Origin of the sequence: Agrobacterium bohemicum (assembly GCF_001562555.1) — a bacterium.
GTDB classification, from domain to species: Bacteria; Pseudomonadota; Alphaproteobacteria; order Rhizobiales; family Rhizobiaceae; genus Agrobacterium; species Agrobacterium bohemicum.
On record NZ_KQ961029.1, the window covers coordinates 228,881 to 243,397 of the forward strand.

Below are 14,517 nucleotides of genomic sequence, written 5' to 3' on the forward strand. Positions count from 1 at the left end.
AATTCCAGCGCCTCCACTTAGACTTGCACCTGGGAATGCGGAGGGGAAGAGCGGTGACATATCGCTGGATCGGTATCGTGCTTTTTTGCTTGGGCCTTGGCGGCGTTGCCTTGACCAAGGGCAGCGATCTCGTTGCCGAAAGCTACTTCGATGAGGTAGCGGCGCAAGGTGGCACTACGTTGCGGCTGGCAGTCTCTGCACTGGGCGGACATCTCAGTCGCTATGAGCCGCTGCCCGCGCTGATGGCAGATCATGACGATATTGAGGAGCTGGTTGTTCACCCGCAGGATCAGGCGTTGCGACTGCGCGCCAATATCTACCTGAAATCCATCAACGATCTGCTGAAATCATCCGATATCTACATTATGACGCTGGATGGCGAGACCATTGCTGCCAGCAATTATGATGGACCGGCGAGCTTCGTCGGCCAGAATTTCAGCTACCGCCCATATTTTCAGGATGCCGCCAAGGGCCAGCAATCGAAATTCTTTGCGCTGGGCACCACTTCGCACAAACGCGGCTATTATTTTGCCTCACCCATCTTCTTCAACGAAGAGATCAAGGGCGTCATCGTCTTCAAGGTCGACATCGAAGGCATCGAGGCATCCTTCGGCAATGGCGAGAACCGGATTTTCGTCAATGATCCCGAAGGCATCATCTTCATGACGGGAACGCCGGAATGGCTTTACGCCGCCATCCAGCCACTCACCCCCGAACGCATTGCCAAGACGGAAAGCTCACGACGGTATTCCGACGCGGATCTGAAGCCGCTGGGCCTGACACGCGGCACTTTTGGTGCGCATGACATGATGACGATTCGCGAGGGCGAGCAGGAGAAGGAATATCTTTTCCTCTCCCAGCCGATGCCCGATGCTGGTTGGACGGTGAATGTATTGATGGACACCAGCTCGGTGCGCACGCAGGTCAAAACAACGATGATCGCGATCGTTCTTTGCCTCTGCCTCGCCGGCGCGCTGGTTGCCGCCATGTTACAGCGGCGCAAGAGCCTCCAGGACAGATTGGTCCACCAGGCGGAAGCGCGGGCCGAACTTGAAAGACGCGTGGAGGAACGCACCGCCGATCTTGCACGCGTCAATGTAGACATCAAGCATGAGATTGCCGAGCGCAGGCAGACCGAAAAACGGTTGCGCAAGACGCAGAAGGATTTGATCCAGGCTGGCAAGCTGGCAGCGCTCGGCCAGATGTCGGCCGCCCTTTCCCACGAGTTCAACCAGCCACTGGCTGCTGCCAAGACATACGCCGAGAGCGCATCTTTACTGATAGAGCGCGGACGGGTGGGCGAAGCCTCGGATAATCTGAAACGTATCTCGGTGCTGATCGACCGTATGGCAGCCATTGGCAAGCATCTGCGCAATTTTGCGCGCAAACCTAATGAAAAGCTCGGGCCTGTCCCGCTGGATGCCGTGGTCAGCGATACGCTTGAGATCGTCAACGCGCGACTGAAGGCAGCAGACGCGCGATTGACGGTGGATTTGGGACCCGTGCCGCTTCAGGTCAAAGCAGGCCCTGTCAGGCTCCAGCAAGTCTTGGTCAACATCATCTCAAATGCAGCCGATGCTGTGGAGGGGCTGGGCGATCGACAGATTGGTCTTACAGCGCGCCAGGTGGGCGAAAAAGTTATCCTCTCCATTCGCGACCACGGTCCCGGCGTTCCACCCGCCATCATGGAGCGTATCTTCGATCCGTTCTTTTCCACCAAAGGCGTCGGCAAGGGGTTGGGCCTTGGGCTTTCCATTTCCTACAACATCGTCAAGGATTTCGGCGGGCGTCTGAGCGTCACCAATCTGCCCGAGGGTGGGGCGCGTTTCGATATTGAGTTGGACGCCGACGTACCGATGGAGATTGCTGCCGAATGAATGTCTCGCGTGTTTTGCTGATCGATGACGAAGAGGACTTGCGGCTTTCCACCGCACAGGCGCTGGAGCTTGCTGGTCTAGACGTCGTCACCGTCGATAATGCCGACCATGTGTTCGAACTCATTGGCTACAGTTTCGATGGCATCATCGTCAGCGATATCAGAATGCCTGGCATGGACGGAATGACCCTGCTGCAAAAGGTCCGGGAACTGGATGCGGAAATCCCTGTCATTCTGGTCACCGGTCATGGAGATGTGCAGCTTGCCGTTAGCGCCATGCGCAACGGCGCCTATGATTTCATCGAAAAACCGTTCAGCGTTCAATATCTTGCTGGCATCATCAAACGCGCGATAGACCGGCGCTCACTCGTTCTGGAAAACCGCCGTCTTCGTGCAGTTGCTGGAAAACGCGATGATCTGGAAACGCGACTGCCGGGGCGCACGCAGGTCATGGTCGATCTGCGCTATCGCATCCGCGCGATTGGTGCGGCCGACGCCGATACGCTGATCATCGGCGATACCGGTGCGGGCAAGGAAGTGGTGGCGCGCGCGCTCCACGATGTCAGCGCCCGTGCAGACAAACCCTTCGTCGCTATCAATTGCGCCGCGTTGCCGCAGCACCTTATCGAAAGCGAGCTGTTTGGCCATGAGGCGGGGGCTTTTCCCGGCGCGCTGCGCCCGCGTTACGGCAAGTTCGAACATGCCCGTGGCGGCACGGTGCTGCTGGATGAAATCGGCTCCATGCCATCAGACATGCAAGGCAAGCTGTTGCGGGTGCTGCAAGAGCGTACGATCACTCGTCTTGGCTCCAACGAGACCGTGGAGCTCGATGTCCGCTTTATCGCGACCAGCAAGGCTGATTTGGCACAAGAGGCGGTGGCGGGCCGTTTTCGGCAGGATTTGCTATACCGGCTCAATGTCGCGACCGTTCATGTGCCTTCGCTGGCGCAGCGCCGATCCGATATCCCGCTTCTGTTCCTCCAGTTGGTGCGCGAGGCGGCCGCGCGTTATGGCCGGGATGATCTCGATGTACCCTCCAATATCGTATCAACGCTTGCCATGCGGGAATGGCCGGGCAATGTTCGGGAACTGAGAAATGCTGCAGATCGGCTGGTGCTGGGGTTAGATGGCAGCGCCTCTGATGGGCCGCGGACAACGTCAGATAACGCTACAAGCCTTTCCGCCAAGGTCGCAGAATTCGAGAAGTCTGTTTTGACAAGAGCGATTGCCCTCAACAAAGGCAATCTCAAAGCCGTCTACGAGACACTCGGAATATCGCGCAAAACACTCTATGAAAAAATGCAAAAACACGCACTGACGAAACAAGAGTTTGGGGATGAACCCTAAACTATATTCAGACGAAATATACCTTTGATTTACAAGTGCATTGCACAACTACACATTAAAATTTCTAAAATACAAAACAGTTCATTCAGTATTCATTCGCATTGTATATTCCTATCTCCACTCAGTCCAATTACGGTCTGATTTGGGGGATATGGATTTGCTTAAGTTTGGTTCTATTGTAATTGCTGCAGTTTTGATTGCATTGGGTGCAGGTTCTGCCAGCGCCCAAACAAAGGGTGATTGGGTTCTTGGAAACTACAAGGGCGCAGGCTACTGGTTTCCTGGCGTGGTTGAGAAACTTGCTGGCGACAAGATCACCATTCGCTACGATGACGGTGACCGGGAAACTGTCGCAATCAATGCGGTCCGTCCTTATGACTGGATGATTGGTACCAAGGTTGAATGCAACTACAAGGGTGCGGGAAGCTGGTATTCCGGCAAGATCGCGTCGCTGGCGGGTGAGAAGATCGGCATTGCCTATGACGATGGCGATAAAGAAACGACCAAGACCGGTCGTTGCCGCTCAAAGTAAACTCTCGATTTACATGCAATTGTCCTGAAGCCCGCCGTCTCATCGCGGCGGGCGTCTCGATTGGGAGTCGTAAAAAACTGCACCCGATATTTGGATGGGTGGATTTTCACCCATCGGCAGTGGCAAGTGTTTCGAAATCCACCCATTATGGGTGGCAGAACCCCAATTTGTTCTTGGGTTCCTCTTGAAAGCATTGCTTCGCGCCCGATACCGATTGCAAATAGCCTCACCCCGACCGACCGCAATAGGAGTGCGCCGGTCGATGAGGCTATATTTCATCGGGAGGAAAAGATGAAAATTCTCAAGACCGTCACAGGTGCCGTGGCTGCCGCTGCCGTATCGCTGTTTGCTTTGTCCGCTGCTGCGCAAACCTATCCGCAGCGCAACATCACCATGGTCGTTCCCTTTGCCGCAGGCGGCCCGACGGATACCGTTGCCCGCCTCGTTGCCGAATCCATGTCCAAGGATCTTGGGCAGCAGATTATCGTGGAAAATGTCGGCGGTGCTGGTGGCACGCTCGGTGCTGGCCGTGTCGCAGCCGCTGATCCGGATGGCTACACCGTTCTACTCCACCATATCGGCATGGCCACCAGCGCCACGCTTTACCGCAAGCTGGCCTATAACACGCTCGAAGCCTTCGACTATGTCGGCCTCGTCACCGAAGTGCCGATGACCATTTTGTCGCGCAAGACGCTTGAAACCACAGACCTCAAGGGCCTCATCGAATATGCGAAGGCCAACAAGGACAAGGTCACTGTTGCCAATGCCGGCATCGGCGCCGCCTCGCATCTCTGCGGCATGCTGTTCATGAGCGCCATACAGACACCGCTCGTGACAGTGCCTTACAAGGGCACCGGCCCTGCCATGACCGATCTTCTCGGCGGTCAGGTCGATATCATGTGCGACCAGACGACCAACACCACCAAGCAGATCCAGGGCGGCACGGTCAAAGCCTACGCCGTTACCACGCCGAAGCGTCTGGACGTGCTGCCAAACGTGCCGACCTCAGCTGAAGCCGGTCTGCCGAACTTCGAAGTGGGCGTCTGGCATGGCGTCTACACGCCAAAGGGCACACCTGCCGATGTCAATGAGCGCCTTTCCAAGTCACTTCAGGTCGCACTGAAAGACCCGAATGTCGCAGCCCGCTTCGCCGAGCTCGGCACCACGCCGTCTTCGGCGGAAGAAGGCACGCCTGCGGCGCTGAAGGCAAAGCTTGAAAGCGAAATCACACGCTGGAAGACGGTCATCGAGGCCGCTGGCCAGTACGCCGACTAGGCCTGCTCTCAAGCAATCAACCGGTGGCCTCACGGGCCACCGGTTTTCACTCGTCAGCGGGGTAACAAACAAATGAAATCATTATCTTTCGACGCAACGGAGGCGGCTTGCGGCGGCTTCTTCATGGTGCTCGGCATTTTCTTTGCCTGGCAATCCTACGGCCTTGAGCTGGGAACGGCGTTTCGCATGGGTCCGGGATATTTCCCGCTGGTGCTGGCGCTCATTCTCGTGGGGCTTGGCACACTCATTCTCGTACGGGCGGGCAAGTTTCAGGGCGAACCGCTGGGGCCTATTGCCTGGCGTGGCATCTTCCTCATTCTGCCAGCGCCGATCATCTTCGGCATGACGGTGCGCGGCCTCGGCTTCGTGCCTGCCCTGTTCATCAGCGCGCTGATCGCATCCTTTGCATCGCAGAAGATGACACCGTTGATGGCGCTCATCCTGTCGGTTGGCATCACCATCTTTTCCGTCGCAGTCTTCGACTACGGTCTTGGTCTGCCCTTCCAGCGCTTCGGCCCCTGGCTCAATTTCTGAGGTGCATGATGGAACTGTTCAATAATCTCGCGCTTGGTTTTTCCACCGCAACCTCTCTCGACAACCTGTTCTTCTGCTTTATCGGCGTCATTCTGGGAACATTGATCGGCGTGTTGCCGGGCATCGGTGCCACGGCGACCATTGCCATGCTGCTGCCCATCACATTCCAGCTGGAGCCGGTGTCATCCCTCATCATGCTCGCCGGTATCTATTACGGTGCGCAATATGGCGGCTCGACCACCGCGATCCTCATCAACATGCCGGGCGAGTCCTCGTCTGCCGTCACCGCTATTGATGGCTACCAGATGGCGCGCAAGGGCAAGGCGGGCGTGGCGCTTTCGGTCGCAGCCATTGGCTCATTCTTCGCGGGTACGGTGTCGACCTTTCTGGTCGCGATCTTCGCACCACCACTCACGGCCATCGCGCTGAATTTCGGTGCCGCCGAATATTTTTCGCTGATGGTCGTTGGCCTTGTCTCCTCCATTGCACTTGCCCATGGCTCCATCATCAAGGCGCTGGCCATGGTGGTTCTCGGCCTGCTGCTCGGCCTTGTCGGCACGGATATCTATAGCGGCACGCCGCGCTTTACCCTCGGCATCCGCGAATATGCCGATGGCCTGAACTTCGTGGCGGTTGCCGTCGGTGTCTTCGGTATTGCCGAAATTCTGCGCAACCTCGAAAGCGAAAAGACCCGCTCCGTCTTGATGGCAAAGGTCAGTGGCCTCTTGCCAAGCAAGGAAGAGTTCAAGCAGATGGTGGGCCCGGTTCTGCGCGGCACGGCCATCGGCTCGGCACTGGGTATCCTGCCGGGTGGTGGTGCCATTCTTGCGGCTTTTGCCTCCTACACAGTCGAAAAGCGTGTGTCCAAACACCCGGAAGAGTTCGGCCACGGCGCTATTGCCGGTGTGGCCGGCCCTGAGTCAGCGAACAATGCCGGTGCGCAGACCTCGTTCATTCCGCTGCTCACGCTCGGCATTCCCGCCAACCCCGTCATGGCACTTATGATTGGCGCCATGATCATTCAGGGCATCGTTCCCGGACCCAATGTCGCCACCGAGCAGCCTGCGCTGTTCTGGGGCATCATCGCGTCCATGTGGATCGGCAACCTGATGCTTGTCATCCTCAACCTGCCGCTGATCGGGTTGTGGGTGAAGCTGCTGACCATTCCTTACTACGTGCTGTTCCCCATCATCATGGCGTTCTGCGCCATCGGGGTCTACAGCGTCAATTCCAACGTCTACGATCTCTATGCCGTCGCCTTCTTCGGGCTCATCGGCTATGCGCTCGTTAAAATGCGGTGCGAACCGGCACCGCTTCTGCTGGGCTTCGTGCTGGGGCCGTTGCTGGAAGAAAACCTTCGGCGTGCGATGATCCTCTCGCGTGGCGATGCGACGACCTTCGTCACCCGCCCCATAAGCGCAACCCTGTTGCTGATCGCCATCGCCGTTCTCGTCGTCGTCTTCCTGCCAAGCGTCAAGAAGAAGCGCGAAGAAGTCTTCCAGGAAGAAGATTGATCCGCCGCGACGATAGGGAAAGCTTCAAAGGCCGGGCATCATGTCCGGCCTTTGTCTTGTCTGTGAGATGCAAAGCTGGCAAAGCAGGGCATTGACAGGAGATGCCTATGGCCGACAACAGCGAAAACCGTATCATTGCGCTCGAAGAAACCGTGGCGCATCAGGCAAAAACCATCGAAGAGCTGTCCGATCAGCTGACGGAACAATGGAAAGTCGTTGAGCAGACCCGCGCCAAGCTGGATCGATTGACCGACCGGTTCCTGAACCTCGAGGAGCAATCGCTCGAAGCACCTGCCATAACCAAGCCGCCGCATTATTGAGGAGCGCGCTATGAGTGTTGTCCACCCCGCTCCATCGGCTTCAGATGTCTTGAGCTTCTGGAAAGATGCCGGACCCGAAAAGTGGTTCGACAAAGACGCGCATTTCGACGCGACGTTCCATGATCGTTTCAGGGATTTGCATTTCGCAGCCGCAAGATGCGAACTGAAAACGTGGTTCGACGGCGCGGAAAGCAGTCTGGCGTTGCTGTTGCTGCTGGACCAGTTTCCACGCAATTGCTTCAGGGGCACGGCGCACATGTATGCGACCGACCCGCTTGCCCGCCAATATACCCAGGAGGCCCTGCGGCGCGGCCATGACCGTACGATCGATCCAGAGCTTCGCATTTTCTTCTATCTGCCTCTGATGCATTCGGAAGACCTGGGGGATCAGCACCTATGCTGCAAACTCTGCGAACCACTGGGCGAGCGCTACCTGCCTTTCGCGATTGAACATCGCGACATCATCGAACGCTTCGGACGTTTCCCACATCGCAACGAAATCCTGTTGCGCGACAGCACAGATGAAGAAAAACTCTTTTTGGAAAAGGGTGGGTTTGCCGGCTGATCCGGTTGGGGCTTCGGCATAGAAAAGCCGCGCATTCTGCCGAAGCGCGGCTTTGTCTTAAGCGTCAAGGAGATGGATCAGCCGTCGAAGAATTCCTTCATCCGGGCGAAGAAGCCGGTGGATTCAGGGTTGTTTTCCTTGGACGACAGTTCCTCGAATTCCTGCAACAATTCTCGCTGACGCTTCGTCAGTTTCTGCGGCGTTTCGATCTGGATCTGAATATAGAGATCACCCTGCTGCGCGGAACGCAACACGGGCATGCCCTTAGCCTTCAAACGGAATTGCTTACCCGCCTGTGTGCCTTCCGGCACCGTCACACGGGATTTAGTTCCGTCCAGCGTCGTGACATCGAACGTACCACCGAGCGCCGCCGTCGTCATGGAGATCGGCACCGCGCAATAAAGATCGGCACCATCGCGTTGGAAGAACTCATGCGGTCGCACAGACAGGAAAATGTAGAGGTCGCCCGAGGGACCACCACGCATACCCGCCTCGCCTTCGCCCTGAAGGCGAATGCGTGTGCCGTCTTCGATACCCGAGGGAATATTGACCGACAGCGAGCGCTCTTCCGTAATACGGCCCTGACCGTTGCACTTCGTGCATGGGTCGGTAATCGTCTGGCCACGACCGTGACAGGTGGGGCAGGTGCGCTCCACGGAGAAAAACCCTTGCGCAGCGCGTACGCGGCCTGAGCCCTGGCAAGTGCCGCAGGTTTTGGGCTGCGTGCCGGGCTTGGCGCCGGAACCAGTGCAAACATCACAGGTTATGGACGTCGGCACACGAATTTGCGCTGTCTTGCCCGCGAAGGCTTCTTCCAGCGATATTTCCATGTTGTAGCGAAGGTCGGCACCGCGTTCGCGTCCGCCGGTGGAGCGACGTGCACGTCCGCCACCCATCATCTCACCAAAGATGTCTTCGAAAATGTCGGAGAAACCACCGCCGGCACCACCGCCAAAACCGCCGCCTGCATTGCCCATGCCGCCCTGCTCGAAGGCTGCGTGACCGAAACGATCATAGGCGGCCCGCTTCTGCGGGTCTTTCAGTGTCTCATAGGCTTCGTTGAGTTCTTTGAATTTCTTTTCAGACTCGGCGTCACCAGGATTCTTGTCTGGATGATACTTCATCGCAAGTTTGCGGAAGGCGCTTTTCAGCTCTTTTTCGTCAGCTGTTCTGCCAACGCCAAGTGTTTCGTAAAAGTCTGCTTTCGCCATTAACTACAAGCCCCGGAAATGGATTTCCGGCTGCACAAGGCAGCCGGATTTCAGTCAAGCATCAATTGGAGTTCAAAAGCCACGCTTATGCGGACTTCTTGTCGTCCTTGATTTCTTCATAGTCGGCATCGACGATATCGTCCTTGCCGCCCTGAGCGGCGCCTTCGCCACTCTCAGCCTGCTGGGCTTCGTAGATGGCCTGACCCAGTTTCATGGACACTTCCATGAGGGTCTGCGTCTTCGCCTGAATATCGTCAGCATCCGGCTCAGCCGCTTCAACCGAGGTCTTCAGTGCGGCAATGGCATCCTCGATAGCCTTGCGGTCCGTCTCAGAAACCTTGTCGCCATATTCCTTCACCGACTTCTCGGTGGAGTGGATAAGGCTTTCGGCCTGGTTCTTGGCCTCTACACCGGCGCGACGCTTCTTGTCGGTTTCGGCGTTGGCCTCGGCATCCTTCACCATCTTTTCGATGTCGGCGTCAGACAGACCACCAGATGCCTGGATGCGGATCTGCTGCTCCTTGCCAGTGCCCTTGTCCTTAGCGGAAACCTGCACGATGCCGTTGGCGTCGATATCGAAAGTAACTTCGATTTGCGGAACGCCGCGGGGTGCCGGCGGCAGGCCAACGAGGTCGAACTGGCCGAGCGACTTGTTGTCGGCAGCCATTTCGCGCTCACCCTGGCTGACGCGAATGGTCACGGCAGACTGGCTGTCTTCGGCGGTAGAGAAGGTCTGGCTCTTTTTCGTCGGGATCGTCGTGTTACGGTCGATCAGACGTGTGAACACGCCACCCAGTGTTTCGATGCCGAGCGACAGAGGCGTTACGTCGAGAAGCAGAACGTCCTTTACGTCACCCTGCAGAACGCCAGCCTGAATGGCGGCACCCATGGCAACAACTTCATCCGGGTTCACACCCTTATGTGGCTCCTTGCCGAACAGCTGCTTGACGATTTCCTGGACCTTCGGCATGCGGCTCATACCACCGACGAGAACGACTTCTTCGATCTCGGCTGCGGTGAGGCCAGCATCCTTGAGCGCAGCCTTGCACGGTGCAACCGTACGCTGAACCAGATCGTCCACAAGGCTTTCGAACTTGGCTCGAGTCAGCTTCAGTGTCAGGTGCTTTGGACCGGTTGCATCTGCGGTGATGAACGGGAGATTGATTTCGGTCTGCTGCGACGACGACAGTTCGATCTTCGCCTTTTCAGCGGCTTCCTTCAGACGCTGAAGCGCAAGCTTGTCGCCCTTGAGGTCAATGCCCTGGTCCTTCTTGAATTCACCAGCCAGATACTCGACCAGACGCATGTCGAAGTCTTCACCGCCAAGGAACGTATCGCCATTGGTGGACTTCACTTCAAAAACGCCATCGCCGATTTCCAGAACGGAAATATCAAAGGTGCCGCCGCCCAAGTCGTACACGGCAATCGTCTTGCCTTCCTTCTTGTCGAGGCCATATGCCAAAGCAGCAGCCGTCGGCTCGTTGATGATGCGCAGAACCTCAAGACCAGCAATGCGGCCAGCATCCTTGGTGGCTTGGCGCTGTGCGTCGTTGAAGTAGGCGGGAACCGTGATAACGGCCTTCTCGACCTTTTCGCCGAGGTAGGATTCAGCCGTTTCCTTCATCTTCTGAAGGATCATGGCGGAAATCTGCGAAGGGGAATAACCCTTGCCCTGCGCCTGAACCCAGGCATCGCCATTGTCACCCTTGACGATCTCGAACGGAACAAGAGCCTTGTCCTTGCCGACAGTCGGGTCTTCGTAACGGCGACCGATAAGGCGCTTTACGGCAAACAATGTGTTGGTAGGGTTGGTAACAGCCTGACGCTTCGCAGGCTGACCGACCAGACGCTCGCCATCATCGCTGAACGCAACCATGGACGGGGTCGTGCGCGCGCCTTCGGCGTTTTCAATAACTTTAATATCCTTGCCGTCCATCACTGCGACGCAGGAGTTGGTCGTGCCAAGGTCGATACCGATTACTTTTGCCATTTTCTTCTCTCCTTGAAGCGAGCTGTCGGAACCCCGTGAGGCATTCCACTGACAACTCCTTGACTTGGATGGTCTTCGTGTTTGTGCAGCATTCTTCAATGCTGTTCTGGGGGGTATATAAGGAGCGATTTTTCCCGCTGCAAGGCAGATAGATGTGTCCATCGCTGCAAAAATCAAGAAATGCAGCTTCAGAAAAAACATACGGGGCGTCACAGCCACTCCGTATGCCCCAAGATCGCCAGACAACCAGGTTGCATGAGTCCAACAGATTCGCGTTAATCGTCATGTCTCTGTCATGCGTGATGCCTATAGGCGGGAAGCATTTCCATAAAACATAACGCCATAGAGGTTATCATGCGCAAACTTTATGCTGCATTCGTTGCCACCACCATTCTTGCCGGTACAGCACACGCTGCGACCGTTTATCCCCTTGATCGTGCGACGATTCTCACCGGCTCCCCTTTTGATTTCAAGGTAGAGTTCAAGAGCGTCGTAAAGCCTGAGGACGTCAAGATCACCGTCAATGGCCAGGATTACAAGACGGTCTTCGGTTCCGACGTCATATTCACAGCGGAAGAAAAGGGCAAAGAAGACAAGGTCCTCGGTTCTGCCGTCACATTGCGCGGGCTGAAGATTTCACAGGCTGGCGATTACAAAGTTGAGGTTTCTGCTGGCGCCGAGACGAAAAACGTCACATGGACTGTTTACGGCACCGGTGAAGCACCAAAAGCTAAGAACGTTATCTTCCTGTTGGGTGACGGCCTTTCCGTTGCGCACCGTACGGCTGCCCGCATCGTGTCCAAGGGCATGACCGAAGGTAAGGCGAACGGCCGCCTCAACATGGACGAGATGGACCATATGGCGTTCATCGGCACATCGTCGACAGAAGCTGTCGCTACCGACAGTGCCAACACCATGTCGGCTTACATGACGGGTCACAAGACCGCCGTGAACGCGCTTGGCGTCTATGGTGACCGCACACCTTCTAGCCTTGACGACCCGAAGGTCGAAACGCTGGCTGAAGCCCTTCGCCGCCAGACGAAAAAGTCGATCGGCATCGTCACGACGTCCGAATTGCAGGATGCGACGCCAGCCGCTGTCGTTTCCCATACCCGCAAGCGCGCCGACAAGGCCGAGATCACAGGCATGATGTTCGACGTCAAGCCAGACGTAGTTCTGGGCGGTGGTTCGGCGTACTTCCTGGGTAAGGACACTCCCGGTTCCAAGCGCAAGGATGACAAGGACTATATCAAGCTTTTCAAGGAGGCCGGTTACACGCTGGCCACCGACAAGAGCGAGCTTGAAAAAGCTGAAGGTTCAAACACCGGAAAGCTCCTTGGCCTGTTTCACACCAGCAACATGGATACGCTGCTCGACCGCAACTTCCTTAAGAAGGGCACGGTCGACAAGTTTCCAAATCAGCCCGGTCTGGTCGATATGACCAAGGCGGCCCTCGGTGAACTGTCGAAAAATCAGGACGGCTTTTTCCTGATGGTCGAAGCTGCCAACATCGATAAAATGTCCCATCCGCTGGACTGGGATCGCGCCGTCATCGAAACCATCGAGTTCGACAAGGCCGTCGGCGTTGCCCGCGAATTCGCGGCGAAGAACCCGGATACGCTGATCGTCGTCACCGGCGACCACACCCATGGCGTCTCCATCATCGGCACCGTCGATGACGAAAAGCCGGGCGATGAAATGCGCGCCAAGGTCGGTACCTACGCCGAAGCCGGCTTTCCGAACTACGAAGACAAGGATGGCGACGGTTATCCTGACCGTGTCGATGTTACCCGCCGCCTGTTCCTGAACGCCAATAATGGTCCTGACCATTACGAAACATTCCGTCCCAAGATGGACGGTCCTTTCGTTCCGGCCATCCAGAACGAGAAGAAGGAATACATCGCCAACGAAGCCTACAAGAACGTACCCGGCGCCGTTTTCGTGCAGGGTAACATTCCAAAGGACGGTGATAGCGGCGTTCACGCCGTTGATGATATCGTTCTTCAGTCCACAGGCCCAGGCTCAGAAGAGTTCAAGGGCTACATGGAACAGAGCGACGTGTACCGCGTGCTGGCCGATACCTTCGCCCTCGGCACAAAGCAGACGCAGTAAACACTGCACTGACTGATCGTGATCCGGCTCGCAAACAGCGGGCCGGATTGCATCGTTTAGAAGAACCCGGACAGGTCGAATCGGAGATCGTCATGGCGCACCGTTCCCGCATGCTCACACGCAGACAGTCGCTTCAACTCGCCAGCCTAGCTGTGTTTTCACTCAGCGCACGGCAGTCATTTGCAGCGCCGTCGCCGCTGACCTTCGATGAGATGTATGGCAAGATCGGCGTGTTGGGTCTGGAGTATTCCGATAAACTGAAGCAATTGAGCGGCAGGGAAATCCGCATGAAGGGCTTCATGGCTCCGCCCCTGAAAGCCGAAGCTGCATTCTTTGTGCTGACAGAAATCCCGATGGCGCTTTGTCCGTTCTGTTCGTCGGATTCCGACTGGCCGGATAATATCGTCGTCGTCTACCTCTCGGAAAAACAGACCTTCGTGCAGCCCAGCACGACGATCGAAGTGACCGGAACTTTGGAGCACGGTTCATGGACCGACCCGGAGACGGGTTTCGTTAGCCTCGTGCGCATCAGAGATGCTCAATATTCGGTGTCTTGAACATGCTGTCTCTAACCATCTCCGGTCTCACCGTCTCCTACGCCGGGCTCGCTGCGCCCGTGTTGCATATCGATGCTTTGACTGTCGCAGCCGGAGAGATGGTCGCGATAACGGGCCCATCCGGTTCCGGCAAAAGCACCTTCGTCAATATCATCACCGGTCTGGAACGGGTGCGTGAGGGAAAGGTGGTCTGGGGTGATCAGGACATTGCCGGATTAAGCGAGACCAGACGCGACCGCTGGCGGGGCGAAAATGTCGGGCTTGTCATGCAGGAGTTTCATCTTCTGCCCGGCCTGTCCGCGATTGAAAACGTCCTGTTGCCAGTTCATCTCAGTCGCGCCATGTCTGGTGGCTATGGCAAACGTGCAGCCGAATTGCTTGAAAAAACCGGTCTAGGTAGGCCCGATCAGAATATAAACACCATGTCGCGGGGCGAGATGCAGCGCGTGGCAATTGCGCGCGCGCTTCTGCGAAAGCCCGGTGTCATTGTCGCCGATGAGCCCACCGCAAGTTTGGACCCCGACAATGGCGAGGCCATCGGTCGCATGCTGGTCGATCTGGCGCGGGCCGAAGGCACGACGCTCATCGTCATCACCCATGACAGGCTGTTGGCGCAGCGCCTCGACCGCCGTCTGGAACTTGGCAATGGCCGTATCATGACCGACATTGCCGGGAACCTTTGAT

The 14,517-nt window shown here is 56.8% G+C and carries 13 protein-coding genes; 11 read left to right on the forward strand and 2 right to left on the reverse strand.

Annotated features, from left to right (window positions below; all coding sequences use genetic code 11):
* Window positions 1–53 precede the first annotated feature (53 nt).
* The 8 genes from ATO67_RS13295 to ATO67_RS13330 all read left to right on the forward strand — a co-directional run bounded on the left by ATO67_RS13295 (window position 54) and on the right by ATO67_RS13330 (window position 7,963).
* Window positions 54–1,877, forward strand: coding sequence for a sensor histidine kinase (locus tag ATO67_RS13295; RefSeq protein ID WP_067649679.1), 1,824 nt, complete (start codon window positions 54–56; stop codon window positions 1,875–1,877).
* The gene (locus ATO67_RS13300; protein ID WP_067649682.1) at window positions 1,874–3,223 is read left to right on the forward strand and encodes a sigma-54-dependent transcriptional regulator; all 1,350 of its coding nucleotides are present in this window, start codon (window positions 1,874–1,876) and stop codon (window positions 3,221–3,223) included. The genes ATO67_RS13295 and ATO67_RS13300 overlap by 4 nt, the downstream gene beginning before the upstream one ends.
* A 151-nt stretch (window positions 3,224–3,374) precedes the next feature.
* Window positions 3,375–3,755 carry a tudor domain-containing protein gene (locus ATO67_RS13305; protein ID WP_067649684.1) on the forward strand — a complete coding sequence of 127 codons (381 nt, stop codon included), beginning with the start codon at window positions 3,375–3,377 and terminating at the stop codon, window positions 3,753–3,755.
* Between the two features lie 291 nt (window positions 3,756–4,046).
* Window positions 4,047–5,030 (forward strand): tripartite tricarboxylate transporter substrate-binding protein, encoded by a 984-nt coding sequence (locus ATO67_RS13310; protein ID WP_067649686.1) that lies wholly within the window; start codon window positions 4,047–4,049, stop codon window positions 5,028–5,030.
* Window positions 5,031–5,102: 72 nt separating this feature from the next.
* Window positions 5,103–5,564: a tripartite tricarboxylate transporter TctB family protein gene (locus ATO67_RS13315; protein ID WP_067649688.1), complete on the forward strand. Its 462-nt coding sequence runs from the start codon at window positions 5,103–5,105 to the stop codon at window positions 5,562–5,564.
* Window positions 5,565–5,572: 8 nt separating this feature from the next.
* The gene (locus ATO67_RS13320; RefSeq protein ID WP_067649691.1) at window positions 5,573–7,078 is read left to right on the forward strand and encodes a tripartite tricarboxylate transporter permease; all 1,506 of its coding nucleotides are present in this window, start codon (window positions 5,573–5,575) and stop codon (window positions 7,076–7,078) included.
* Between the two features lie 107 nt (window positions 7,079–7,185).
* A complete protein-coding gene (locus ATO67_RS13325; RefSeq protein WP_067649694.1) occupies window positions 7,186–7,398 on the forward strand; it encodes a SlyX family protein in 213 nt (70 codons plus the stop codon).
* Window positions 7,399–7,408: 10 nt separating this feature from the next.
* Window positions 7,409–7,963: a DUF924 family protein gene (locus ATO67_RS13330; protein WP_067649700.1), complete on the forward strand. Its 555-nt coding sequence runs from the start codon at window positions 7,409–7,411 to the stop codon at window positions 7,961–7,963.
* A gap of 77 nt (window positions 7,964–8,040) precedes the next feature.
* Here the strand turns inward: ATO67_RS13330 and dnaJ are convergent, their stop codons facing one another.
* Window positions 8,041–9,174 carry a molecular chaperone DnaJ gene (gene dnaJ / locus ATO67_RS13335; RefSeq protein ID WP_067649705.1) on the reverse strand — a complete coding sequence of 378 codons (1,134 nt, stop codon included), beginning with the start codon at window positions 9,172–9,174 and terminating at the stop codon, window positions 8,041–8,043.
* A gap of 85 nt (window positions 9,175–9,259) precedes the next feature.
* Window positions 9,260–11,164 carry a molecular chaperone DnaK gene (gene dnaK / locus ATO67_RS13340; RefSeq protein ID WP_067649708.1) on the reverse strand — a complete coding sequence of 635 codons (1,905 nt, stop codon included), beginning with the start codon at window positions 11,162–11,164 and terminating at the stop codon, window positions 9,260–9,262.
* Window positions 11,165–11,518: 354 nt separating this feature from the next.
* On the opposite strand from dnaK, the gene ATO67_RS13345 reads away from it, so the two are divergent.
* From ATO67_RS13345 to ATO67_RS13355, 3 genes are all read left to right on the forward strand, one after another.
* The gene (locus ATO67_RS13345; protein WP_067649711.1) at window positions 11,519–13,276 is read left to right on the forward strand and encodes an alkaline phosphatase; all 1,758 of its coding nucleotides are present in this window, start codon (window positions 11,519–11,521) and stop codon (window positions 13,274–13,276) included.
* 110 nt (window positions 13,277–13,386) lie between these two features.
* Window positions 13,387–13,833 (forward strand): hypothetical protein, encoded by a 447-nt coding sequence (locus ATO67_RS13350; protein WP_067649890.1) that lies wholly within the window; start codon window positions 13,387–13,389, stop codon window positions 13,831–13,833.
* Window positions 13,834–13,835: 2 nt separating this feature from the next.
* Window positions 13,836–14,516 (forward strand): ABC transporter ATP-binding protein, encoded by a 681-nt coding sequence (locus ATO67_RS13355; protein ID WP_067649714.1) that lies wholly within the window; start codon window positions 13,836–13,838, stop codon window positions 14,514–14,516.
* The last annotated feature ends 1 nt before the right edge of the window (window position 14,517 follow it).